The 25,884-nt window shown below is 52.6% G+C and carries 19 protein-coding genes; 16 read left to right on the top strand and 3 right to left on the bottom strand.

Annotated features, from left to right (window positions below; translation table 11 throughout):
- Positions 1–47: 47 nt before the first annotated feature.
- From PsAD5_RS18215 to gltX, 8 genes are all read left to right on the top strand, one after another.
- Positions 48–563 carry a DUF2059 domain-containing protein gene (locus PsAD5_RS18215; RefSeq protein ID WP_063293128.1) on the top strand — a complete coding sequence of 172 codons (516 nt, stop codon included), beginning with the start codon at positions 48–50 and terminating at the stop codon, positions 561–563.
- A 164-nt stretch (positions 564–727) separates the two neighbouring features.
- Complete coding sequence (gene gor, locus PsAD5_RS18210; protein WP_063293127.1) at positions 728–2,107, top strand: glutathione-disulfide reductase; 1,380 nt, start codon at positions 728–730, stop codon at positions 2,105–2,107.
- A 99-nt stretch (positions 2,108–2,206) separates the two neighbouring features.
- Positions 2,207–2,833 (top strand): gamma-glutamylcyclotransferase family protein, encoded by a 627-nt coding sequence (locus PsAD5_RS18205; RefSeq protein ID WP_063293126.1) that lies wholly within the window; start codon positions 2,207–2,209, stop codon positions 2,831–2,833.
- Between the two features lie 352 nt (positions 2,834–3,185).
- Positions 3,186–4,556: a class II 3-deoxy-7-phosphoheptulonate synthase gene (locus PsAD5_RS18200; protein WP_057466053.1), complete on the top strand. Its 1,371-nt coding sequence runs from the start codon at positions 3,186–3,188 to the stop codon at positions 4,554–4,556.
- 165 nt (positions 4,557–4,721) lie between these two features.
- A complete protein-coding gene (locus PsAD5_RS18195; RefSeq protein WP_208860384.1) occupies positions 4,722–5,246 on the top strand; it encodes a response regulator in 525 nt (174 codons plus the stop codon).
- Positions 5,247–5,400: 154 nt separating this feature from the next.
- Entirely contained in the window at positions 5,401–7,068 is a 1,668-nt protein-coding gene (locus PsAD5_RS18190; RefSeq protein WP_153040746.1) for an NAD+ synthase, read from the top strand.
- Between the two features lie 124 nt (positions 7,069–7,192).
- The gene (locus PsAD5_RS18185; RefSeq protein ID WP_063293124.1) at positions 7,193–8,413 is read left to right on the top strand and encodes an MFS transporter; all 1,221 of its coding nucleotides are present in this window, start codon (positions 7,193–7,195) and stop codon (positions 8,411–8,413) included.
- A 131-nt stretch (positions 8,414–8,544) separates the two neighbouring features.
- Positions 8,545–9,909: a glutamate--tRNA ligase gene (gltX, locus tag PsAD5_RS18180; RefSeq protein ID WP_063293123.1), complete on the top strand. Its 1,365-nt coding sequence runs from the start codon at positions 8,545–8,547 to the stop codon at positions 9,907–9,909.
- On the opposite strand, the gene PsAD5_RS18175 is transcribed toward gltX, so the two are convergent.
- Entirely contained in the window at positions 9,872–10,930 is a 1,059-nt protein-coding gene (locus tag PsAD5_RS18175) for a DUF2865 domain-containing protein (protein WP_063293122.1), read from the bottom strand. The genes gltX and PsAD5_RS18175 overlap by 38 nt on opposite strands.
- 219 nt (positions 10,931–11,149) lie before the next feature.
- Here PsAD5_RS18175 and PsAD5_RS18170 point away from each other — a divergent pair, with 219 nt between their 5' ends.
- Positions 11,150–11,659: a CreA family protein gene (locus tag PsAD5_RS18170; protein WP_063288411.1), complete on the top strand. Its 510-nt coding sequence runs from the start codon at positions 11,150–11,152 to the stop codon at positions 11,657–11,659.
- Between the two features lie 1,120 nt (positions 11,660–12,779).
- On the opposite strand, the gene PsAD5_RS18165 is transcribed toward PsAD5_RS18170, so the two are convergent.
- On the bottom strand, positions 12,780–14,660 hold the full coding sequence (locus PsAD5_RS18165; protein ID WP_063293121.1) for a L,D-transpeptidase family protein: 1,881 nt from the start codon (positions 14,658–14,660) through the stop codon (positions 12,780–12,782).
- Positions 14,661–14,938: 278 nt separating this feature from the next.
- Between PsAD5_RS18165 and cysS the strand changes: the two genes are divergently transcribed.
- The 3 genes from cysS (at position 14,939) to rarD (ending at position 19,272) form a co-directional block, all read left to right on the top strand.
- Positions 14,939–16,390, top strand: coding sequence for a cysteine--tRNA ligase (gene cysS / locus PsAD5_RS18160; protein ID WP_063293120.1), 1,452 nt, complete (start codon positions 14,939–14,941; stop codon positions 16,388–16,390).
- Between the two features lie 212 nt (positions 16,391–16,602).
- Complete coding sequence (cimA, locus tag PsAD5_RS18155) at positions 16,603–18,207, top strand: citramalate synthase (RefSeq protein WP_063293119.1); 1,605 nt, start codon at positions 16,603–16,605, stop codon at positions 18,205–18,207.
- A gap of 123 nt (positions 18,208–18,330) precedes the next feature.
- On the top strand, positions 18,331–19,272 hold the full coding sequence (rarD, locus tag PsAD5_RS18150; RefSeq protein WP_063293118.1) for an EamA family transporter RarD: 942 nt from the start codon (positions 18,331–18,333) through the stop codon (positions 19,270–19,272).
- 54 nt (positions 19,273–19,326) lie between these two features.
- Here the strand turns inward: rarD and PsAD5_RS18145 are convergent, their stop codons facing one another.
- On the bottom strand, positions 19,327–19,917 hold the full coding sequence (locus PsAD5_RS18145) for an LOG family protein (protein ID WP_063293117.1): 591 nt from the start codon (positions 19,915–19,917) through the stop codon (positions 19,327–19,329).
- Positions 19,918–20,183: 266 nt separating this feature from the next.
- Between PsAD5_RS18145 and PsAD5_RS18140 the strand changes: the two genes are divergently transcribed.
- From PsAD5_RS18140 to pssA, 4 genes are all read left to right on the top strand, one after another.
- Positions 20,184–21,623, top strand: coding sequence for an Ig-like domain-containing protein (locus PsAD5_RS18140; protein WP_208988697.1), 1,440 nt, complete (start codon positions 20,184–20,186; stop codon positions 21,621–21,623).
- Between the two features lie 293 nt (positions 21,624–21,916).
- Complete coding sequence (locus PsAD5_RS18135) at positions 21,917–23,857, top strand: ABCB family ABC transporter ATP-binding protein/permease (protein ID WP_057466188.1); 1,941 nt, start codon at positions 21,917–21,919, stop codon at positions 23,855–23,857.
- Between the two features lie 156 nt (positions 23,858–24,013).
- Positions 24,014–24,715, top strand: a complete 702-nt coding sequence (locus PsAD5_RS18130; RefSeq protein WP_063288374.1) for a phosphatidylserine decarboxylase — start codon at positions 24,014–24,016, stop codon at positions 24,713–24,715.
- A gap of 11 nt (positions 24,716–24,726) precedes the next feature.
- Positions 24,727–25,674, top strand: a complete 948-nt coding sequence (gene pssA, locus PsAD5_RS18125) for a CDP-diacylglycerol--serine O-phosphatidyltransferase (RefSeq protein WP_063293115.1) — start codon at positions 24,727–24,729, stop codon at positions 25,672–25,674.
- Positions 25,675–25,884 lie beyond the last annotated feature (210 nt).

Below are 25,884 nucleotides of genomic sequence, written 5' to 3'. Positions count from 1 at the left end.
CGACAGTCATTTTAGGACAGCTGATTAAAATATAGGGGAGCCATTTTATGCTCGCTAAGTTCAAGTCTGCAGCAATTGCAGGTGTTGCATCACTGGTTGTTGCTGGTGTGCTGATTTCCAGCCCGGTTATGGCTCAGGACAATTCCATTTCTGAAAGTCACATCGAAGCTGCAAAAGCGGCTGTTCGTGCAACAAAGTCCATCGAGAACTTCGATAACATCCTTCCAGATGTTGCAGAGCGTACTCGTACCCTGTTTATTCGTTCTAATCCGGCAATGAGCGCTGAGATCGATATCGCTGTGAATGAGGCTGCTGTTGAACTTATCCCGCGCCGTCAGGAGCTGGATCGTGTGATCTACGAAGTTTGGGCGCGTCGTTTCTCAGAAGACCAGCTCAATGAAATCGCAACCTTCTACAACTCCGACACCGGTAAGCGTCTTGCTGACCTGTCCGGTACACTGTCTGCATTGACGATCGGTGCTGCAAAGCAGTGGAGCGATGCAGTCAGCACCGACATGGTTGCAATTTCACGGAAGAAACTTGCTGAAATGGCAGCTCAATAAGCGATCACGAAATCGCAATCCAAAATGAACAGTTAGATCAGATACGCCCCTTGAAATTTGGGCGTATCTGGCCCAAATCTGAGCCTACGTTTTTATAAGAAAAGACCTTAGAGCGTAACGAAACGTCGTTGCATAAGGTTTATTGCAAACGAAAGTGGGCTGTAATGACTAATTTCGACTACGATCTCTTTGTTATTGGGGCCGGTTCTGGCGGCGTACGTGCAGCGCGCATCGCAGCAACCCATGGCGCCCGTGTCGGTATTGCTGAAGAATTTCGCTATGGCGGGACCTGCGTTATCCGCGGCTGTGTTCCCAAAAAACTCTTTGTCTACGCATCTAAATTCACCGAGGAATTCGCAAACGCGGACGGGTATGGCTGGAGCCTGAACGGCACGCCAACCTTTGATTTTGATAAGCTTGTCGAAAATAAAGACAAGGAAATCACCCGTCTGGAAGGCATTTATCGCCGCAACCTGGATAAGTCCGGCGTTGAACTGCATGACAGCCGCGCGGTGATTGAAGGTCCGAACACCGTCCGCTTGCTGTCTACCGATCAAGTCATCACAGCTGAACGTATCCTTGTAGCTGTTGGTGCAACGCCAAACGTTGATGCAGGTCTTGTCGGCTGCGAGCATACCATCACATCCAATGAAGCATTCCACCTTTCCGAATTCCCGAAGCGAACCATTGTTGTCGGTGGCGGTTACATCGCTGTCGAGTTCGCTGGCATCTTCAATGGCATGGGATCTGAGACCACGCTTTTGTATCGCGGTGAAGAAATCCTGCGCGGTTTCGATATGGACGTGCGTACCGGTCTGCATGAGCAGATGGTAGAAAAAGGTATCACCGTCAAAACCAAGTCCACCATTGCATCCATTGAGAAGCATGAGGGCGGTCTGACAGTGACCACGCACGCCGGCGAAGTAATCGAAGCCGATCAGGTGCTCTACGCAATCGGACGACGCCCGAACACAGCAGGCCTCGGTCTTGAAGAAGCTGGCGTTGAACTGGACAAAGCAGGTGCAATCGTCGTAACCCCACAGAGCCAGAGCTCTGTACCAAGCATCTTTGCTGTGGGCGATGTCACCAACCGTGCCAACTTGACCCCAGTTGCGATCCGTGAAGGCCATGCTTTCGCAGACAGCACCTATGGTGGCAACGAGTGGCATGTCGATCACTCTATGATCCCGACCGCAGTCTTCTCTCAGCCTGAGATTGGTACGGCAGGTCTCACGCAGGAAGAAGCTGAGGCACGCTTCGACAACATCGATATCTATTCCTCATCCTTCCGTCCGATGAAGAACACCCTTTCTGGCAAACCTGGCAAGATGTTCCTCAAGATGCTGGTGGATGCGGATACCGACAAAATCCTTGGCATTCACATCATGGGTCCAGACTCTGGCGAACTTATCCAGATCATCGGCGTGACCCTGTCCATGGGCGCCACCAAGTCGGACTACGACCGTACCATTGCGGTGCATCCGACTGCTGCGGAAGAACTGGTGACAATGCGCGAACCATCTGAGCGTATCCGCAAGAATTAAACTTTAGTTGACTTCCAAAGAACCGCTAGTCCTTGCTAGCGGTTCTTTTTTGTCCTGCATCTGGAGCAGGGCATCTTTCTCGTTTTGATAGGAATACCCGTGACTGACCTCACACAGGACCAGATTTGCTATTTTGGTTATGGCTCACTCGTAAATGAAGAAACATTGCCCGCAGGCACGACTGTGGTTGCTGGACAGCTGAGTGGCTGGAAGCGGGAATGGCGTGGCTGCTCCAAAGGCAAAAAAGGCAATGGCCGCATGTCAGGCGTTGGTGTCTGCGCATTGGGTGTCCGTCGTGAAGAGGGCTCTGTCATTCGTGGTGCGATGGTGCTTGATACAAAAGCAAACCTGCCTGCGCTGGATAAACGTGAATGGCATTATAACCGCAAATCCCTCTGCGATGATAGTTTCGTGCCCGACTGTGGCAGGCAGATGCCATCAGACACGTTCCTTTATCAGGTGCAGGATCAGTACGCACACTGGGGCAATGACGAGCACCCAATCCTGCAAAGTTATGTTGACTGCGTCATGGCTGGATTCCATCGCCTGTGGGGGCATGAAGGATTGTTGCACTTCATGGAAACCACTGACGGCTGGGATCGTGTACCAATCCTAAATGATCGCACAGAGCCGTTTTATCCGCGTGCTATTGTTCTGTCCAAAGAACTTGCGGCAACGATTGACGATCTGCTGAAATCTGTGAATGCTCAATATTTAAATCGCTGAAATTAAGTTCATGGTTCGCGAGTGTGAACGCTTCATGTATCTTTACACAAGTGTTCATCTGCGATCTTGAAGGGTGCTTTGAAATAATTGTCTATCAAGTTCTAATTTATTAGAACATAGTAGCTCTAAAGCAGATTGGTTTGATGGATTCTCATAAGGCCTGATTTTTTTGAGGTATCCTCAACCTACAGCGATAAAACAACGTATACGTCCCCCTAGTCAGATAAACGGGCTGCGTGTATAAGCCTTTCTGGGCTTTTGTCTCATGATGAGAACAGCTCAAAGAATTAACGCTGCCAAAGAGAGGCGCATAGGGCGCGCTGGCAGCATTCCGTATTGATGGAGTTTTAAAATGGCGGACAAATGGACACCGGATTCCTGGCGATCAAAACCGATCGTGCAGGTACCGGACTATCCAGATAAGGAAGCAGTGGCAGACGTTGAAAGTCGCCTAGCAACTTATCCGCCGCTCGTGTTTGCAGGTGAGGCGCGCAAGTTGAAAGCGCAGCTCGCTGATGTTGCCGAGGGGCGTGGATTCCTCTTGCAAGGTGGTGATTGTGCGGAGAGCTTTGCAGAGCATCACGCTGATCACATTCGCGACTTTTTTAGAGCATTCCTGCAAATGGCCGTGGCGCTCACCTATGGTGCGCAGCAGCCAGTTGTAAAAGTGGGCCGTATTGCTGGTCAGTTTGCAAAACCGCGTTCTTCCAATATTGAGAAGAAGGGCGATATTGAACTGCCTAGCTACCGTGGTGACATCATCAATGGTATCGAGTTCAACGAAGACTCTCGTATTCCAGACCCTGAGCGTCAGGTGAAAGCCTACCGTCAGTCTGCTGCGACGTTGAACCTGATCCGTGCGTTCGCGCAAGGTGGTTTTGCCAATCTGGATCACGTCCATCAGTGGATGCTCGGCTTCGTAAAAGACAGCCCGCAGGCACACCGTTATCAGGAAATGGCAGATCGCATTTCCGACGCTGTCTCCTTCATGCGTGCTTGCGGTGTTGATCCCGACAACACACCACAGCTGCGTTCCACTGATTTCTTCACCAGCCATGAAGCATTGCTTCTGGGCTACGAAGAAGCGCTGACACGCATCGATTCCACCACTGGCGAATGTTACGCAACATCCGGCCATATGCTCTGGATCGGTGATCGTACGCGTCAGTTGGATCATGCACATGTTGAATTCTTCCGTGGCATCAAGAACCCGATTGGCCTCAAATGTGGTCCATCTCTTGATCCTGAAGAGCTGATCAAGCTGATCGACGTTCTGAACCCTGAAAACGAAGCTGGTCGTTTGACACTGATCACCCGTTTCGGTCAGGACAAGGTGTTCGAACATCTCCCAGCTATGGTACGCGCTGTTGAGCGTGAGGGTAAGAAAGTTGTTTGGTCTTGTGACCCGATGCACGGCAATACCATCACTGCAAACGGATACAAAACGCGCCCATTCGAGCGTATTCTGCGTGAAGTAGAAGCATTCTTCGCGGTTCACCGCGCTGAAGGCACTCATGCAGGTGGTGTTCACGTCGAAATGACTGGCCGTAATGTGACCGAATGTACTGGTGGTGCACGCGCACTGTCCGCAGAACAACTCGGTGATCGTTACCACACCCATTGTGATCCTCGCCTCAATGCGGATCAGGCTCTGGAGCTGGCGTTCAAAATCGCAGAGAACCTCAGAAAAGAATCTGATACACGCCTTGCAGTGAACACTTAACTCTATCTAGAGTATTCATATGATGATCAGGGGTTGCACATTGTGCAGCCCCTCTTTTTTTGATAAATATTTATATGCGAAGCACATAGAAAATTGGAATGATGTGCCTCCTGCCTTTCGCTGCCCGATGTTTTTCTAGGTTTTTTCGCCCTCAGGGAGAGTTTGTTGCTTCAGAGCGATTCTTTGTTGTCTGGCTATTCAATCCTTATTGTGGATGACAACAACTACATGCGTTCCATCTTGCGCACTATGATCTCCGGCTTTGGCGTGCGTTCCATCTACGAAGCAGGCGACGGGGCCGACGCGATCGCAATTCTGCTGGACCGCAGGCCTGATATTGTGCTGTGCGACTGGATCATGCACCCGATTGATGGCAATGACTTCCTCCGTATTCTCAGGCAGGACGAAGATTCTGAAATTGCCAAGACCCCGGTAATCGTCATTACGGCTGATTCCCGCCGTTCCGTTGTTGTGGCGGCGCGCAATGCTGGCGTAAATTACTTCCTTGCCAAACCAATTGCGCCCGCAATTTTGTATGATCGCCTAAAGGCCATCGTGATGCAGGGGGATGAGCCTATTCAGGCCAGGGACATGGCACAGATGCCAATGGGTACAAGGTTGCAACAGCATCTGGACCTCATGGCAAAGGCGAAAGATTCTGGGCAGGTGAAGAAGAAGTCGTCAGATTGATTTTCACCCTGTGAATCCTTTCCTCAACCGTCAACTATGTGATGGATCGACTTTTCTCTGCTACAAAAACGCGGTACACGAGAACCAAAGCTATTAAAGCTCGAAGCAAACAGGGCCACCCCTTCCATCCACTAAAGCCTTTGAAGTTTATATGATGATTAAAGACCAGTTCCGTTTGGCCGTCGTACAGGCCAACCCTTGCCTTGGTGATATCTCCGGTAATGCTGAGAAAGTGCGTCATCACCGAAAGCTGGCCGCCGAACAAGGCGCTGATCTGGTTTTGTATTCTGAACTGTTTTTGGCTGGCTATCCGCCAGAGGATCTGGTCTTGAAGCCAGCCTTCGTAGCTGCTTGTAAGCGTGAACTGGAAGGCTTGGCAAAAGAAACGGCTGATGGTGGTCCCGCGCTGCTCGTTGGCCTGCCATGGGCCGAAGAGGATAAGCTCTACAACGCCGTCGCACTGCTCGACAACGGCAACATTGAGGGCCTGCGTTACAAGGTCGACCTGCCAAACTATGGCGTTTTCGATGAAAAGCGTGTCTTTGATGCTGGACCCAATCCGGGTCCGATGAGTTTCCGTGGTGTGCGCCTTGGCGTTCCGATTTGTGAAGACACATGGTCCGATGAGGTTTGCGAATGTCTGGAAGAGACAGGCGCTGAAATCCTGCTGGTTCCAAATGGGTCTCCTTACTACCGCGATAAAATAGATGAGCGCATGCAGATCATGCTCTCTCGTGTTGTCGAAACGGGCCTTCCGCTCGTGTATTGCAATCAGGTTGGCGGTCAGGATGAGCTCGTGTTTGACGGTGCATCCTTCGCCCTCAATCATGATCGCTCATTGGTGATGCAACTCGGTCAATTCACCGAGGAAACAGATTACCTCGACTTCAATAAAGATGCAGAAGGTCTGTGGTTCGCAAAACCAACTCGCATCGTTCCAATGCCAGATACACAGGAAGCAGACTGGCTTGCTTGCGTGCTTGGCCTGAAAGACTACGTAAACAAGAACGGCTTCCCCGGCGTGGTGCTGGGCCTGTCCGGCGGTATTGATAGCGCGATCTGTGCGGCCATGGCCGTTGATGCTCTGGGCGCTGATCGTGTTCACTGCATCATGCTACCATACCGCTACACCTCCGAGGAAAGCATCAAGGACGCCAAGGCGTGCGCAGATGCTCTCGGTGTGAAGTACGATACCATTCCAATTGCAGAGCCTGTCGAGGGCTTCCAGCAGACGCTGGCTGGCGTATTTGCCGGCACTGAGAGCGGTATCACCGAGGAAAATCTGCAGTCCCGTTCTCGCGGTGTCATCCTTATGGCGGTATCCAACAAATTCGGCTCCATGGTTGTGACCACCGGCAACAAGTCAGAAATGTCTGTCGGTTACGCCACCCTTTATGGGGATATGAATGGCGGCTTCAACCCGATCAAGGATCTTTACAAGACCGAGGTTTATCGTCTCTCTGACTGGCGCAACAAAAACCATCCGGCAGGTGTGATGGGGCCGGCGGGTGAGGTGATCCCGAACAACATCATCGTCAAAGCGCCAACAGCTGAGCTGCGTGAAAACCAGACTGATCAGGACAGCTTGCCAGAGTACGATGTTCTGGATGACATCCTGCATTGTCTCGTTGAAAAAGAGTTGAGCCTTGACGAGATCGCCAAGCGCGGCCACTCTGTAGAAACCATCCATCGAGTCGAACACCTTCTTTACATCGCAGAGTACAAGCGTCGTCAGGCTGCACCGGGTGTCAAAATCACACTAAAGAACTTTGGGCGCGATCGTCGCTACCCAATCACCAACCGTTTCCGGGATCGAACCTAGAACCACATGCGGCTTGAGATCTTACTTTAAGAACAAGCAAGCCGCGCTCTGGACTTGATCTCTGGTGCTCAGGCAAGCATCACGCTTTGCCTGAATCACTTTCTACGCTTTTTAGGTTAAGTCTATGACTTTCTTCCAATTTCTCCAGCGCAACCTGCGCTGGGTCGCGGGCGGGTTTCTGCTCGGGTTTGGCTCCAGCTTTGGTCAAACCTTCTTCATCGCGCAATTTTCCTCCCAGATCCGTGAGACCTATAGTCTCTCTCACGGTGATTTCGGCTCAATTTACATGTTCGCGACACTGGCAAGTGCTGCAACGCTTATCTATTTGGGCAGGATAGTCGATTATTATCGCCCTGTGGTCGTCGGGTGTGCTGCAATTATCATTCTTGCCGGATTCAGTTTCTTAATGAGCTGGCATAACTCCATCATATTACTTGCAATTTGCCTCTATGGCCTACGCCTGTTCGGGCAGGGCATGCTCCCTCATACTTCGCAGACAGCCATGTCGCGCTGGTTCCACGGCTCCAGAGGGAAGGCACTCAGCCTGGCCTCTTTTGGCAACATGGCAGGCGAAGCGCTTTTGCCATTGGCCGCTGTCTCGCTCATGGTCGCATTCTCATGGCGGGATCTTTGGTCCGCTGCGGGGATAACGCTTCTCGTCGTCTTCCTTCCTCTGGCTTATCTGACCCTCAAGAAGGACCGGACACCGGAAAACCCGCTTGAGTCTTCAGGTTCAAATGGTCCTGCTGTCAGCTGGACCAGAAAGCAAGTGATGTCGGACTGGCGGTTCTGGGTGGTTATGACAGCCGTGCTCGCTGTGCCGTTTCTTGTCACGGGCCTCATGTTCCATCAGGTCCACTTCATGGAAGCAAAGGGCTGGGCACGGACTGTAATCCCGTCCTATCTGCCACTCTATGCAGCGGCTGGCGCTGTGTTCTCTATGACTGCTGGTATGTTGATTGACCGTTTCTCTGCCGTCTCATTGCTCCCGCTTTCTGTTGTTCCTCTTGGTGTGAGTGTGCTTGTGTTTGCCTTTGGCGGCGAAGAGTACTTTGTGCCAATTGCTATGATCATCCTCGCCATAACCGTTGGCTCCTGGGGGGCGATTGCCTCTGCCGTTCTGGCAGAGCTTTACGGAACAGCACATCTGGGTTCCATCCGTGCTGTTTATTCGGCCATGATGGTCTTTGCCTCTGCGCTGGCTCCCGGACTGATGGGCGTTCTTCTGGATAACGGTATTGAGCTGGACACTCAGTTTGCATTCTCCAGCCTCTATTGCTTCGGCCTGGGCCTGGTTTTGTTTGCCGTAAAGCCGCAGCTGATGCTGGTTCGTTCTCCAGCTTGAATTCAGCAAAAGCCGGTAACTGAACCTAAAACTCGAGATATTCCGTAGGTATCGGAGATTGGCTGGTTGACCCGTACCAGCCAACGCGATACCCGAGTGTCAAACTTGTTTATTGATGAGAAGGCTCAGCCATGAGTGTTACTGTTCGCTTCGCGCCATCTCCGACTGGCCACATCCATATCGGCAATGTGCGCCCGGCGCTTTTCAACTATCTCTTTGCTAAAAAGCAGGGCGGCAATTTCGTTCTGCGCTATGACGATACCGACGTGCAACGCTCTAAAGAAGAGTATGCAGTGGGCATTGCCGAAGATCTGAAGTGGCTGGGTATCAACCCTGATCGCGTGGAAAAACAATCCGAGCGGTTTGCATTGTATGATGCAGCAGCTGCCAAGTTGAAAGACGCTGGCCTCCTGTACCCATGCTACGAGACGCCGGAAGAGCTGGAACGCCGCCGTAACCGTGCGCGTGCTCTGGGCCGTCCTCCTGTTTACGACCGTGCTGGCTTGAAGCTCACGGATGAGCAGATCGCTGAATATGAAGCAGAAGGCCGCAAACCACACTGGCGCTTCAAACTGCCAAACCACGCAGAAAATGATGCATTCTCCACTGTCAGAACAGAAGTGCACTGGGATGATGTGATCCGTGGTCGTCAGACCGTTGATCTTGCCTCCCTGTCTGATCCTGTGCTGATCCGTGCAGATGGAACTTACCTCTACACGCTGCCATCCATCGTGGATGATGCGGATATGGGCATCACGCACGTCATTCGCGGTGAAGACCACATTGCCAACACTGGTGTTCAGATTGCCATATTCCAGGCATTGGGGGCACAAGTTCCTGAGTTTGGTCACCACAACCTGCTGACCACTGCCTCAGGTGAGGGGCTCTCCAAACGCTCAGGCGCCCTGTCTATCCGCTCACTGCGAGAAGAAGGCTATGAGCCAATGGCAGTCTGCTCCCTTGCAGTGCTGACAGGTACAAGTCACGCAGTTGAACCTGCTCCAACCATGGAAGCTCTGGCAGACATGCTCGACTTCTCTGGCATCTCCAAGTCTGCTGCAAAGTTTGACCCGGAAGATGTGGGCCACCTGACTGCAAAACTCGTCCATGCCATGAGCTTTGCTGATGTCGCCGACCGCCTGAAAGCAGATGGCGTTGAAGGGGATGACGCGTTCTGGGCAGCCGTTAAAGAGAATTGCTCCACCGTAAGCGGTGCGAAAACATGGTGGGAGCTGATCGTTGGGTCCGCCACGCCAGACATTGCCGAGGAAGACAAGGACTTCATCACTCAGGCCAAGGCTCTGCTGCCGCAAGAGCCATGGACCGAGGAAACATGGGGCGAGTGGACCAAAGCTGTCAAAGCTGAAACAGGCCGCAAAGGCAAAGGTCTGTTCATGCCACTGCGCAAGGCAATCACAGGTCTGGCACACGGTCCAGACCTGAAGAACATGCTACCTCTTATCGGTCGGGAAAAAACTTTGGACCGACTTTCCTGATAGGGCCTGTGCGCGGTTCAACCTCGCGCGGCATAAATTTCTTCTGAACAAGTGGAGGCTCGGAGATATCACTCTGGGCCTCTGTTGCATCTACTGTCTGACGCAGCTCACTCTGGTTCGGAATGGCAGGGTATGTTGCTGTTGCACCCGGTGTCAGATCTTCCAGCTGATTACCCGGAAGTGCCTGCTCCAGAGGTGGGATCGCAGGTGTCGGCTCCAGATTGCCAGGCTGTCCACCAGCTGCATCACAGGAACAAGCCGGGTTGTTCTGCTGTCTGAACAGATAGGCATTGGCAAGCGACGTATAAGGCGCACCGGACAAAGACCGCATCTGGGCAGGTGTTTCCTGAGGAACCTGGAAGACATACAGCTCAGTGTCCTGACTTGGACACAGCGCCTGACAAATCTCTCCATCTTCCGCCAGATCTTCCGCACTGGAATTCGGATTGATCGGGAAATAGTAGCCATCACACTTGCGCACACACATGGTCGCATACTGCTGACCACCAGAGGAGAAACCAGCAGTCGAACGTGGTTCCAGCTGCAAAGGCTGATTGGTCTGTGCGGTTGCCGGTGTCAGTGGCTGGACTTGCTGGTTAGAACGATCTGAACAGTTCAGATCAACCAGTGCCTGCTTCACTTCAGTAAGCCGGTCCTGCAAAACGCTGGAGTAGAGTTCCTGCTGTCTCTGACTGTCGAGATAGGTCAGATTCTCATTCATCTGCTGAAGAGATGAGCTCAGCTGCTGACATTGTGCAGGGCCAAAGGAGCCATCACAGCCGAAGTTGGACATCTGGGACTGTACGTTGCGGATATGAATCAGCTGCTCTTCATAGGCCGTTTGCCAGCTGTTCGAGCTGCCATTGCTTTCGACCTGTTCAGAAAGCTCGATAAACTCCGTCTCAAGCCTGTCGCACACCTGAGGGCGTGCAAACGCACTACCGGTCCAAATAAGGGAGGCGCCAAGGGCAAGAGCCACGGCTGCGCATGAGTGCGCGAAGGGGAGTCTGGAAATGGTCATAGCCCGCAATACTGGTTTCCTCAGAGAAATCTTAGAGATAAGCTATTCTATGGCCTTATTGGGGCAAAACCAACGGATTCCGGTAGGTTTTACAAAAATCTCTGGTTCTCTTGCTGGTAGTTGCCAAAAAACCTCCTATATCGGGAGTGATTTGATTTGTTCTTTTGAAAATGGAGGGGAGCCGTGCAGATCTCTGCGCTTGGAAAATCAGTCCTGAAAATGGTGAGCACCGCGACGGTCGTTCTTGGAGTAACGCTGGGGATGCTTGGCACCGCTGCACAGGCACAGGAGCCGGATCTGATCTTCAAGAAGTCAACCGTCTGGAAGTTCCTGAGCCCGGACCATAAGCTGGCGACCTATGCACTGGATGACCCGGAAGTCGAGGGCGTCGCCTGTCACTTCACAGTGCCTGAAAAAGGCGGCTTCTCCGGATGGCTCGGACTGGAAGAAGAAACCTCCGATGTCTCATTGGCCTGCCGTCAGGTTGGCCCCATCAAGTTCAAAAGCAAGTTTGAGCAAGGCGACGAAGTCTACCGCCAGAGCCGCTCCCTGTTCTTCAAAAAAATGCGCATTGTCCGTGGCTGTGATGCAAAGCGGAACGTGCTGGTCTATCTGGTGTACTCCGACAAGCTCGTAGAAGGCAGCCCGAAGAACTCTACGTCTACCGTGCCGATCATGCCGTGGGGTGATCAGGTTCCGGAAAAGTGTGCTGACTATCTGGATGACTAAAGCCTGTTCCTGAAAAGCGGCTCCGGTTTTCGGATAAGAATACGCGTAGATTTGACATCTGCACCTCAAGCACTTTGAGCACCGCTGGGCTATTCCAGCGGTGTTTGTGTTTGAGGATCCCGTTTATACGGGTGGAGCAAGGCGAACAGGCTTTGCCTGCGCTACTTGTAAATAATGTTTCTTCGGCAATGGCTGTTCGCCTCGCCCGGGCCTTTTATCATGAACGCGCGGGCTCCCTCTCGGACAGACGTGAATGACACGTCGCCGTGTCAATGACACGTTCCCGTGCCACTGACAGGTTTCCCTGTCATCGACAATTTCTTGTCACCACCGGACGCCCTCCGGAACGACCCCAAACTCCCTATACCACTGTGGCCTCAAAAGGGTATGGCGCTTCACCGGACCTCCCGACACGATACGTTACCTCATGCCGGCAGCCCAACCCCACCCACGCCGCGGAATGGACGGTCCACTCCTGCCCGAATGCGTGGGTACGAGATTTAGGATAGGGGAGCTTTTAGGTGAGGGGGATAAGTTTTGTTAAGCTCAGGCAATAACCCGCGTCGTCACCCAGCGCCGTCATCCCGCGCAAGCGCGGTGCGATGCGGGAACCAGAGCCCCACTTACCAATCTCAGCTCGTATAGTACTGGATACCGGATCTGCGCTTTGCTGCGTCCAGTATGACGAGAGGTAGTGCTGCCACCTGAAGTTCAACCAGCACCACTGCACACAACCACCTCAACATCACCTTGCCAGCAACACATAACGACCAGATTGCCGATTTAACTGTTTTAGGTGAGTAAAATTCAGGTAAAGAAAAAGGCAGCGTGGAACGCTGCCCTTAAAATTTGGGAAACTCTCAGTTTTGTCAGCACCATCTGAAGAGATGGGTTTGAACTCACGCAGAGTTCATAAACAGGTAAACCGCAAGGAAAATGATCGGGCTTGAGATAGCACTTGCCACAATCATTGCACCCATAGCCTGCTTCAGCATAATCAACCCCCGTTTGAATTATGAAATGCAGTTCTATTGGGGATATATTAGCACAGCTAATTCAAATATGCACTATTAACCATATCCCTGATAAGGGACGTGGCAATTTGCGCATATTTGTCAGGTCAGTAGGTTGAGGCCATCTTTATCTTGAATGCATCTTGCGAGGTAAGCAGGGCCTCCAGAATCGCTTTGTCCTGCTTGTAGATGTCTTCCCGGAACTGAAGTTCCCCATCATCACCAGCAAAAGCGGTGTAGTAGCGCAGATGCACTGGCACGGTCTCTTTCAGCTTCAGACGAACCGTCTTGCCCCGGGCGCGCAGCTTTTCCATCTTGGCGCGGCTGTGGCCAGAACCGGAAAGCAGCACTTCCCCAAATGTGAACGGGTCCTGCACCCGGATGCAGCCATGGCTAAAGGCACGCTGGTCTTTATTGAACAGGCGCTTGGATGGCGTGTCGTGCAGATAAATGTTGTGCTTATTGGGGAACATGTACTTCACAGCACCCAAAGCGTTTTTACGTCCGGCCTTCTGGCGAAGCTGATACCCGAACCTGCGTTTGCTGACAGCATTCCAGTTGATCGCAGTCGGATCGACCCGCCGACCATTCTTGTAAACGTTGATCCCGCTACCAGACAAGGCAGAGGCATTCTTGCGCAGCTTGGGCAAATACTCATTGGTGGCTATAGACCAGGGCACGCCCCATGTCGGATTGATCTCTGCATACTCAAAGGTGTCAGAGAACAAAGGCGTGGCATGGCGGGGCTTGCCCACCACGCTGCGGGTCTCATAAAGCACGTCCGTGCCTTCCATCACCCGCACAATCTGTTCAGCCACGTTGACTTTCACATAACGGCCAGAAGGAAGCGGATCATCCCAGCGCATGCGTTCCAGATTAACGAGGATTTGATCGCGGCGGTCTGTGAGTGAGGCATTCAGCGCTGCCCGGGTTTTCTTGCCAACAACGCCGTCCACGCTCAAACCATGACGTTTCTGGAAGCTTTTTACGAGCGCAACCATATCATCATTGTAAAAGGCGGGCGCCACGTTTTGCTCGGTGGTGCCGGAGTATCCGGAATAATAGGGCGCATAGCCCTCGGCTTGCAGGCGTTTCTCCAGCTGCGAAATCCGTGCACCTGTGTCACCGGGCCGGATGCTCGGGCCATCTTCGATGTAGACCGGGTAATCAGAGGTGAGGGCCGCGTTATATCGGGCCAGCTGGTCTTTCAAAAGATCGTAGGACGGTGCCTCTGGCTCAAGGCTGGCAAACAACTGCTCAACAGACCGGGTTTCTTCCAGCTGAGTAAGCATGTCATTCAGCTTTGGAACCTGCGGGGTGATAAATACATTCTTCAGCACCTTGGTCGGGCGCACAACGCCGCCAGCAAGGTGGGCGCCGTAACTGGCAAAAACGCGGGTCAGCTGCAGCTCAACAACAGCGATCTCACGCAAAGTGGCCGTTGCGTTGGACGCTTCCATCACATCCAGAATGGAAGCCAGCTGCCGGACACCATAGGCTTGCGGATCAAGCCCATGGGTTGGGGCCTTGCGGATCTCGTCAATCAAACGGTTGGCAAGCGGCGTCAAAGACTGGTCTTCAAACCAGACAGGGCGGAAGTTGCGTAAGGAGTAAGCCTCTGCCAAAGCATCCACTTGCCGCGAACTAAAACCAGCTTGCTCGATTTCATCTTCAGAAAAGATCAGATCCCGAATGGTTTGCTCCAACTCAGACAGCTCTGACAGGGATGGATCCAGAACCTGTCCGGCAGGTCCAGTGAGATCCGGAGCTTGCAGCTCGTTTTCTGGCAGGACTAAGGGATCAATTTCCGGCAGTACAAGATTGTCCGGGGAAGGCGTGTCAGCTGGTGGTGAGGCCGCAGTCTCATTAAAATTCAGCGGATCTATAGGGTTCACAGAGGAGGTGGCATTACCGGTCGCACTTGAAGGCGAACTCATTCCAATCAGACTTGCAGCGACAACGGTGGCACAGATACTCTTGTGAGACACGTTTTACTTCCCTGTTTTTTCTTGGCTTTCCCTTAGAATTGCATCTTCGGGTAGAAATTTTGTATTTAACTTAGTTAGAAATGTGGGTGATCTGGTGAGACTAAGACTTGACCTGTAAGCAACAATCAGCGAAAAGCAACATATGAAAACGGCGATGCACACTTCTTCTTGCACCATCATTATTTGCAGCTAGCGACAACGCTGGCTGTGGCCGTTCTATCCTGCCTTGATTCTGCGTGAGATGAACGCCCGGCCAGCTGGCCAGGAGACGAACCATTATGAGCGCAGACACAGCCCAGGGCGACAAGGGACTTCTGCTCACCAATACTTTGACACGCACAAAAGAAGCTTTTGTGCCAATGGATGCGTCCAACGTGCGCATGTATGTGTGTGGTCCCACCGTTTATGACTACGCCCATATTGGTAATGCGCGCCCAGTCGTAGTTTTTGACGTTTTGGCCAGATTGCTGCGTCAACTCTATGGCAAAGAGCATGTCACATATGTGCGAAACATCACAGACGTTGACGACAAAATCAACGAGCGCGCAGCAAACGAAGGTATTTCCATTCGTGAGCTGACCGAAAAAACCGCTAGCCAGTACCATGAGGACATGGCTGCGTTGGGGGCACAAGCGCCGGATATTGAGCCGCGGGCAACCGAGCACATCGAAGAGATGAAAATGATGATTGAGACACTCGTCGACAAAGGCCATGCCTATGTCGCGGACGAGCATGTCCTCTTCAATGTGCCAAGCATGCCCGAGTACGGCAAACTCTCCAACCGCACGCTGGACGAGATGATCGCTGGTGCGCGTGTGGAAGTCGCGTCCTACAAAAAAGACCCGACCGACTTTGTGCTCTGGAAGCCATCCAAAGCGGATGAGCCGGGTTGGGAAAGCCCATGTGGCATCAAAACACCAGGTCGACCGGGCTGGCACATCGAATGTTCCGCAATGTCTGAAAAGCATTTGGGCAAGGTCTTTGATATCCATGGCGGCGGTGTCGATCTGACGTTCCCGCATCATGAAAACGAGATTGCACAATCCAGATGTGCTCACGGCACCCATGCCATGGCAAATGTGTGGATGCACAACGGCTTCCTGCAGGTGGAAGGCGAGAAGATGTCCAAGTCTCTGGGCAACTTCTTCACCGTTCACCAGCTGCTGGACACGGAAGAAGGCGATGGACGTAAATGGTCTGGTCAGGCCATCCGTTATGCTCTGCTTCAAACCCAGTATCGTCAGCCAATCGACTTTACATTCAAAAGTCTGGCAGAAGGCGAAAAGCAGCTCACCCGCTGGATTGAGCTGATGAAGAAGCACGGTGTCACAGCACAGGAAAATGGCGCACTGGATGAAGGTGTTCTGGAAGGCCTGAAAGACGATCTGAACACGCCACGTGCCTTTGCCGCTCTTCACAAACTGGCCCGCGATGCACGCGGGGGAGATGCAGACGCTACACAAAAATTAGCTAATTCTATCAAGTTCTTGGGCTTTGATCTTGAATCATTTTCCAAAGCACAGGAAGAAGAAAAAGCTGAAGCAGATGCCTCTCCGGAGCTGAAGGCCAAAGTGGAAGAGCTGATTGCAAAACGTCTGGATGCCCGCAAGGCAAAAGACTTTGCTGAAAGCGACCGCATCCGCGATGAGCTGGCAGCCGACGGCATTGTGCTCAAAGACATGAAAAACAAGGAAACAGGTGAAATTGAGACCACCTGGTCCTGCGCTTAACGAGATTTCAGAGCCATGGACTACGCAGATACCACAAGGAAACTTGAAGTTTGCTCCATGGTTCTATTCGGGATAACCCGTTAGGCTTGCTAAGTTTTCTCAAGGCGCCCGCAATACGTGCCTTGAGAATTCCTACGGAGACAAAGGGAAACCTCCGTCACATGAGGGGAGCCTGAGGGTGAACTCAGGACAATAAGCAGGGTAGGCATACTATGACGAAAGAGCGTCTGTATCTTTTCGACACGACATTGCGCGATGGGGCTCAGACCTCCGGCATTGATTTCTCCGTGGACGAAAAAATTGCCATTACCGACTTATTGGAGAGACTGGGCGTCGACTATATTGAAGGTGGCTACCCGGGCGCAAACCCAACAGATACACAGTTTTTCTCCGAAAAAAGAACAAAGAAAGCGACCTTCACCGCCTTTGGCATGACCAAACGCGCTGGGCGCTCTGTCAGCAATGACCCCGGCGTTCAAATGGTCCTCCAGTCGGCAGCAGACGCCACATGTTATGTGGCAAAAAGCTGGGACTACCACGTTGATGTTGCGCTGAAGTGCACCAACGAGGAAAATCTGGAAAGCATCGCAGACACCGTCAAAGCCTCCGTTGAGGCAGGCAAAGAAGCCATGATCGACTGTGAGCATTTCTTTGATGGCTACAAGGCAAACCCGGACTACGCTCTGGCCTGCGCACAAACCGCTTTTGAAGCAGGTGCGCGCTGGGTGGTTCTGTGCGATACCAACGGCGGCACGCTTCCACACGAAGTCACGCAGATCGTTAATGCAGTGATGCAAGTGGTGCCCGGTAGCAATCTGGGCATCCATGCCCATGATGACACCGGGCACGCTGTCGCAAACACACTGGCAGCTGTTGCTGCGGGTGTCCGTCAGGTGCAGGGCACTCTCAACGGCATCGGCGAGCGTTGCGGCAACGCCAATATGATCACCCTGATCCCGAACATGTTGCTGAAAAAGCCGTATCGTGATCTGGTCGAACTTGGCATTGTTGTTGAAGACCTGACAGAATTAACTGCAATATCAAGGAGTTTTGACGAGATCTTGAATCGATCTTCTAACGTCCACGCTCCTTATGTCGGTGCCAACGCCTTCGCCACCAAAGCAGGCATCCACGCCTCTGCCATCCTGAAGAACCCGGATACTTACGAGCACATCCCACCAGAAATGGTCGGCAACCAACGCCGTGTACTTGTCTCCGATCAGGCCGGAAAGTCCAACTTGCTTAATGAACTGAAACGCCTTGGCGTTGAAGCTGACAAAGCCGATCCGCGTCTTGATCGCCTGTTGGCGGAGGTGAAAGAACTGGAAGCGCAGGGCTTTGCCTATGAGGCCGCAGATGCCTCCTTCGAGCTGCTCGCCCGCCGACGCCTGCATTCCGTGCCGGATTACTTCGATGTCCTGTCCTTCCGTACTGGCGTCGAACGCCGCTACAACGCGTTGGGTGAACGTGTCACGGTCTCCGAAGCGGTTGTGAAAGTGGAAGTAGATGGTGAGACGTTCATGTCGGTGGCTGAGGGGAATGGCCCGGTCAACGCACTCGATCTCTCGCTGCGCAAAGACCTCGGCAAATACCAAAGCCTGATAGCTGACCTTGAGCTGATAGATTATAAAGTGCGAATATTGAACGGTGGCACCAGCGCGATCACGCGTGTTCTCATAGAAAGCCAGAACAAGAAAACCGGCAAGCGCTGGTTCACAGTCGGCGTCTCTGAAAACATCGTAGATGCATCCTTCCAGGCCTTGGTCGATTCCGTTCGTTATTGCATTTTCAAAGCGAATGAGCTGGAAACAGCCTGATAAAGGCTGCCAAAGGCTTTTGAGCAAGAAACGATTTGTGGTCGCGGATGCGCGGCCACGCCTTCCTTTTTTAACTGGCGTCAGGATCTCTGGCGCCTGTTTACGTTGTAATATGAGGGTTGAATGAGCCAGTCAGCGTCCGCTGCTGATCCGCTAAGCACGCCAGAAGCGTTCAAGGCTGGACTGATCGCAGCAGTATCTGCTTATCTCATGTGGGGCTTTGCTCCCATGTACTATAAGCTCACAGCAGACATGCCGGCGATCATCGTGATCTGCTATCGCGTGATTGGCTCCGTGCTGTTTCTTGGCGCCTTTCTGGTCATGAGCAAACTGCGCAAGGAGATCCTTGCGATCTTCTGTGATTTCTCGCGTCTGCGATACCTTCTGGTGTCGGCCTCAGTCATCAGCATCAACTGGACCATCTTTATCTGGTCGGTGGAAACGGGCAGGGTGCTGGATGCCAGCCTCGGCTACTTCATCAACCCGCTCGTCAGCGTGGGGCTGGGCGTTGTGTTGTTGTCCGAACGCTTATCAAAAGCACAGCTCGCAGCATTGGCGATCACCATCTTTGCCGTGCTCTACAAAACCTTTGAGGTGGGTGAGCTGCCGTGGGTGTCTGTTGTATTGGCCCTGAGCTTTGCGCTCTACGGCTATGTGCGCAAGCAAGCCCCTGTAAGCGCCGTTGCTGGCCAGTTGGTGGAAGTTCTGCTCGTCCTGCCATTCGCGCTAGTCGGCATCTGGTACTTCGCGCAGGCTGGCACTGGCGGCATCTATCCGGCAATTCCGGTGGAGCAGCCGTGGTTCTTGTCTCTGCTGCTGTTCACAGGCGTGATCACAGCAGTCCCATTGGTGGTCTTCGCCTTTGCAGCACGTCGCTTGCCTATGATTTACATTGGCTTCTTGCAATACATAGCGCCATCCATCCACTTCCTCAGCGCCATTTGGCTGTTTGGTGAAGAGTTGTCGATTGAGGGCTTGTTTGCGTTTGGAATGATCTGGTTCTCACTTGTCATCTTCTCGGTCGACGGTGTGATAGCAAGACGCCGCGTTGCGAAGCTGGCGTAACAGTGAGTTGGACAATAATTAAAAAAGGCCGCTGAATACTCAGCGGCCTTTTTGTTACATATCCTTCAAATCAGGATGTTCAACTTTGCAGCCCTCAATGGCTTTGCAAAGAATATCGACGCTTTGACCAACATCCTCGGTGATCTCGTAGGTGATGTCGCTGTCCGGGCGAATAAAGCCAAGACTACGCATGTGGTCGAGCAATTCCACCAGAGGCGTCCAGAACTGGTCAAGGTTGAGAAGCAGCATGGGCTTGTCATGGCGGCCAAGCTGAGCCCAGGTCAGCATCTCCACAAGTTCCTCAAGAGTGCCGATCCCACCGGGCAGCGCGATAAACGCATCAGCTTTTTCAAACATGGTGCGTTTGCGCTCATGCATGTCCTGAGTAACGATCAGCTCATGAGCGTCTTCCAGCATCACCTCTCGTTCCATCAGGAACTTCGGAATGACACCGGTGACTTCACCGCCATTTTCAAGAACAGTTTTCGCAACAGCTCCCATAAGTCCAATGGATCCGCCACCATAAACGAGTCGAATCCCTTCACGGGCTAATAATTCACCAAGCTGAATCGCCGCTTTTTCAAACAGCGGCTGACTTCCAGCATTGGAGCCGCAATATACGCAGATGCTTTTCAAGGTTTTCATAGGTATTCTGTCGCATTAGGCTAGGGGGAACGTCAAGCAAGGCTCGTAAAATGAGGTTAACTTCACCATATGCGCAACTTGCCTGACATGGTGCACCTTGCCCCTCGGGTTAAACATGTATAACAAACACGATTAAAGTCTGTCCTTTTTGCCTAAAGCTAAGGAAAAGAGACAGCCGGATAAACTGATATCCGGACAATCTGATATAATGTCAAAGCATGCCATGTCGAGTGAACTATGGTCTGCTTGAGGAGCAATTGAGAACCATGTCGAAATCGGGGATGAACTGGTTGCTGACAGTTGCTGTAGCTGTTGCTGCAGGCGCAATCGGTGCGGGGGCGTACTACCTGAGCAAGGAAGATACTTCGGTTGTTGCAGAAGCTGAAAAGGCTGTTGCAAAGCTGGAGGCTGCTGCAAATGGCAAAGTACAGCTCAACTCGTCGGGCACTCAGACGGACAAGGCAGAAGCTGGCAAAGCCCCTGAAGTGACCACTCAGCTGGATACCGCCGCTGTTACCACCGACAATGTTCCAAGTTTCGATGTGATGCGCGTTGAGCCGTCAGGCGATGCCGTTGTCGCTGGCCGTGCTGAAGCTGGTTCCATTGTTGCACTCATCTCCAACGGGGATGTGGTCGGCAAAGGCATTGCGAACAACAGCGGTGAATTTGCAATTGTTCTGGAAAGACCGCTTAAGCCGGGTGACCACGATGTCAGCCTTGAAGCGACCAATCAGGAAACTCAGGAAAAGAGCGGCTCGCAGCAACACATCGCAGTGTCTGTGCCTGAAGACGAAAGCGGTGAGGTTCTGGTTGTTCTGAATGAACCAGACGCGCCATCGAAAATTCTCCAGCTGCCAGAAACACCTGTGACTGCAGAGCCCGTCGCAACAGCGAATGCAGATTCATCTGAAACGACTGCTCCTGCTGACGTTGCAGTTGCACAGACCCCTGGTGCGAAGGAAGAAGCTCCGGTTAACGCGGCGGTTGAAAAATCAGCGCAAGCGCCTGCAAAAACTGAAGTCGCTGTCACTGAGACGCCTGCACCTGTAAACGCAGCATCCGCGCCTGCTCCAGAAGCAGCACAGACTGCTGAAGCTTCTGTTGAAGTTGCAACGCAAACTCCGGCGCCCGTTGAGAGACCTGCAGCACCGGTTGCAGCCACAACTGAAGAGCCGCAGCTGACTGTCAAAGCCGTTGAAACTGAGAAGGGCAAGGTCTTCGTTGCTGGCGAAAGTGAGCCAGGCGCGCAAGTTCGTGTTTATGTAGGCGAAGAGTTTGTTGGCGAAGCACAGGCAGGCACCGAAGGTCGCTGGCTCGTGGAAGCTGAAAAAACAATCCCTGCTGGCAATGTGGAAGTCAGAGCTGACAAAATCGAGAGCACCGACGGTAAAGTGGAAGCCCGCGCACAGGTTGTCTTCACCAAAGGTGAGAATGACGTTGCCATGATCCCGGTTCGCCTTGTTGCGGAAGGGTCTGGTTCAAAAGGAGCCTCTGCAACTGTTGGAATTGGCGAGTTGCCGAACGTTATCATCCGCCGCGGCGATAACCTTTGGACCATTTCCCGTCGTCTCTATGGCAAAGGCACACGCTACACCACCATCTATCAGGCCAATAGCCAGCAGATCCAAAATCCGGATATGATCTTCCCGGGACAGGTGTTCATGTTGCCTGTGGCTGACCTGAATTGGAAAACAATTAATAACTGATCTGGATTCTTCTCTTCGAACGTCCTATTTAAGAAGAGAAAGCTTTCCAGATTGATCTTTAGGAAAGCGCTGGATGAGCAATCCAGCGCTTTCTCTGGTTTGCGATACTACTGCGTGCTCCCGAAAAGTGGTTCCGGTTTTCGGATAAGGGTGCGCTTCAAAAGAGGGCGAAAGACTCTCTCCAATCTGATGGCAATGAACGCGTTCTGGATCATTGCTCTTCTGATATGACATTCCAAATTCGCCAACCGCTTCTGCGTTTTAAGAAGCGCGCCGGGCAACAAGGCACTAGCATGACTGCAACAAGCAAAAAACAGCAGGCAAAATCCGCCCCTGCTTTGGATGCAGACGATAAAGGCTTGCTTCGTTCACTGAAAACTCTTTGGGTTTACATGTGGCCAGATGCAAGGCCGGAGCTTAAAAAGCGTGTCGTTCTGGCCCTCGCGGCGTTGATTGTCGCAAAAATTATTACCGTTTTCGCACCCTATCTTTATGCATGGGCAACCGATGCCCTGACTGACGCCAGCGTTTTGCCAAAATGGTTGCCGCCAATTCTTGTCGCGCCAATCATGTTGGTCCTGGCCTACAATGTCGCCAGAACAATGGCTGTCGGGTTTAACCAGATCCGTGACGCGATCTTTTCAAGCGTTGGCCTCCACGCCGTTCGCGAACTCGCCAATCTAACCTTCCAGCACCTTCACGCGCTGTCTCTCCGCTACCACCTGTCACGCCGCACTGGTGGCCTGACCCGTGTGATCGATCGCGGAGTGAAGGGGATTGAAGGCATCGTTCGTTTCACGATCCTGAGCGGTATTCCCACTGTCGTCGAATTCGCGATGATGGCTGTTGTAATCTGGTTCCAGTTTGGCCTCTGGTATGTTCTGGTCGTCGGCGCAACGGTCTTTGCCTACGTCTATTACACAGTCGTCGCCTCCGATAAGCGTATCCAGATCCGCCGTGACATGAACAACGCGGACAATGATGCAAACAGCAAGTCCGTTGACAGCCTCCTGAACTTCGAAACCGTCAAGTATTTCGGTAACGAGGAAATGGAACGTGGCCGTTTTGATAAGGCAATGCGCGGGTATGAGCGCGCTGCAATCAAAACATGGACCTCGCTCTCCTGGCTCAACTTCGGGCAGGCGCTAATCCTTGGTGCAGGTATGACCACATGTATGGTTATGTCCGCCATGGCAATTCAGCGCGGTGAGCAGACGATCGGTGATTTTGTCATGATCAACGCGCTGCTCATGCAGCTGTCGGTTCCGCTCAACTTCATTGGCTTCATCTATCGCGAAATCCGTCAGGGCATTGCTGATCTGGAAGCCATGTTCTCCGTACTAGCCGTAGAACCTGAAATTCAGGATGAGCCGCTTGCGGAGAACCTGAAGGTCAAAGAAGCCACCATCAAGTTCGAGGACGTGCACTTCCACTACGACGAAGAGCGCCCGATCCTGAAAGGCGTGAACTTCGAAGTGCCTGCAGGCAGCACCATCGCGATTGTTGGTCCATCTGGGGCAGGCAAGTCCACGATTTCCCGTCTGCTGTTCCGTTTCTATGATGTCACCTCGGGCCGCATCACCATTGATGGCAAGGATGTCCGCGAAGTAACGCAGAAATCCCTGCGCGATCACATTGGTATGGTTCCTCAGGATACGGTTCTGTTCAACGACAACATCGCCTACAACATCGGCTATGGCCGCGTTGGCGCATCAGAGGAAGAGGTGAAAGAGGCAGCTCGGCTGGCTCAGATCGATCACTTCATCGAAGCTTTGCCTCATGGTTATGAAAGTGAAGTGGGCGAACGTGGCCTGAAGCTTTCAGGCGGTGAAAAGCAGCGCGTCGCGATTGCACGCACCATCCTGAAAAGTCCGCCGATCCTCATTCTTGATGAAGCAACCTCGGCTTTGGACACGCACACGGAGCAGGAAATCCAGTCAGCTCTGGACATTGTCTCCAAAGACCGGACCACGCTTGTCATCGCCCACCGTCTCTCCACCGTGGTGAACGCAGATCAAATCCTCGTTTTGAAGGCTGGTGAAGCGGTTGAGCAGGGGACGCATGCTGAACTGATGGCAAATGACGGTCTCTACGCGTCCATGTGGAGCCGCCAACGTGAAGTCAGTGAAGCGGAAGCGCGCCTTGCGCAGATGCGTGAAGATGATCAGGGTTTCATTTCCAGGGGCAAAAGTGCTGAGGAAAGCCTAATTGAGGGCATAACTGATAAGAAATAGTGGGTTCAAGTGATTGCTCCGCGCGCAATCAGGGGAATCTCTGTTTAAATAAGCTAGAGTCGCTTGCACAGATCTCTCTGAGTTGCTCTATGAGCAGAAACTTAACGTCTGAGGGGTTCAATAGCTGAACCCCTCACTCTAGCAAAGGTGGTAAAGATGTCTTTGGCGGACAGCATTTCCAAGACACTGGTTCCTATTCATAAAGAAGGCTACCCGTTTATCGCCATTGCAGCTGTCCTGACCATCATTTTGGGATGGTTCTGGTCGCCCCTTTTTTGGATCGGCCTTTTCCTGACTGGATGGGTCTGTTACTTCTTCCGCGATCCGCCGCGCGTCACTCCCGTTAAAGACGGCCTGATTGTTTCCCCCGCAGACGGAACTGTGTGCCTGATGGGGTCCGTTATCCCGCCACGGGAGCTGGATCTGGGCGATCAGCCGATGATGCGTGTGTGCATCTTCATGAACGTCTTTAACTGTCACGTAAACCGTGCGCCAATGGCAGGCCGCATCACGCGCGTGGCTTACAAGGCCGGAAAGTTCCTGAATGCGGAACTGGACAAGGCAAGTGAGCACAATGAACGCAATGGCCTGATCATTGAAAACGACAATGCCCGCATCGGCGTTGTGCAAATCGCTGGCCTCGTAGCACGCCGTATTGTGTGCTTCGTAAAAGAAGGCGAAAACATTTCTGCAGGTGATCGCTTCGGTCTGATCCGCTTTGGATCCCGTCTTGATGTTTACCTGCCTCAGGGGACAAAGCCACAAGTTGCCCTTGGCCAGACCATGATTGCTGGTGAGAGTATTCTGGTAAATCTGAAAGATGAAGAAGCAGGCGACATCGTTGCCCGCGTTTCTTAAGGTAGTATAGCGTGTCAAATCCATTTCCTCCCTATGAACCGGGAGGTCAAACCACCAATGCGAAAGGATCCACGCGCAAGCGTATTCCGCTTCGTATTGTTTTACCAAACGTCGTCACCTTGCTGGCGCTATGTTCCGGCCTGACAGCCATTCGCATGGCCATGGAAGACAGGTGGGATATGGCGATTGCAGCCATCTTCCTCGCCGCCATTCTGGATGCTTTGGACGGACGTGTCGCACGCATGCTCAAAGGGTCCACCAAGTTTGGCGCTGAGCTGGATTCGCTCGCCGACTTCGTGAACTTTGGTGTTGCCCCAGGGATTATCCTTTACGCATGGATGTTGGAAGATGCCAGCTCTCTTGGCTGGATCGCCTCTCTGCTGTTCTCCATCTGCATGGCATTGCGACTGGCGCGGTTTAACGTGGCGCTGGACGATCCGAATAAACCAAAGTGGGCCAGCAAGTTCTTTACCGGTGTTCCCGCTCCAGCAGGCGCGCTGACAGTTCTGCTGCCGATTTATCTGGAACGTCTGGGCGTGCCGCATTGGAACGAGCTGGCTCTGCCGGTTGCGCTCTACACCATGTTCGTCGGCCTCCTGATGGTCAGTCAGCTGCCAACCTTCTCCGGAAAACAGATCGGCACCCACATTCGCCGCGAATGGGTTTTACCGCTGTTTGTTGTCGCTGTCGGTATCATTGCACTTGGTGCAAGCTATCCGTTCGAGTGCCTGACCGTGATCAGTTCCGGCTATCTCATCTCCATCCCATTCGCATGGCGCTCCTATAAGATCCATTGTGTAAACGGCAAGGGCAGCCACGCTGATTGTGATGTGGTGACCACCGAGATCGAAGAGGAAAGCGTTTCGGAAGACAAAACGTCTTTGAAAGTCAGCCTCGAAGACATTGCGAAAGCTGGCGTTCCTGATCCTAAACAGGACAAAGAAAAAAGCAGCGAGTAGCTGTTCTCTGCTATCTGATTTTAAAAGGCCGCGGCTTACTCTGCGGCCTTTTTTATGACCTCTGTGAGCTGAGAAGGGGAGAGCAGACTGAGGTGCGAGGAATGCAGCGGCTGGATTGCTGACCACAAGCAACTGGATCGATCTGCCTCCAGCGTCTTATAGCAGGCAATAAAAAAGGCTGCCGAAGCAGCCTCTTTCGCATTTGTTATC

The organism is Pseudovibrio sp. Ad5 (genome assembly GCF_001623095.1).
In the GTDB taxonomy this organism is placed as follows: Bacteria; Pseudomonadota; Alphaproteobacteria; order Rhizobiales; family Stappiaceae; genus Pseudovibrio.
The sequence above is the reverse complement of the archived record's forward strand: the minus strand, read 5'-3'. Positions and strand labels throughout refer to the sequence as shown.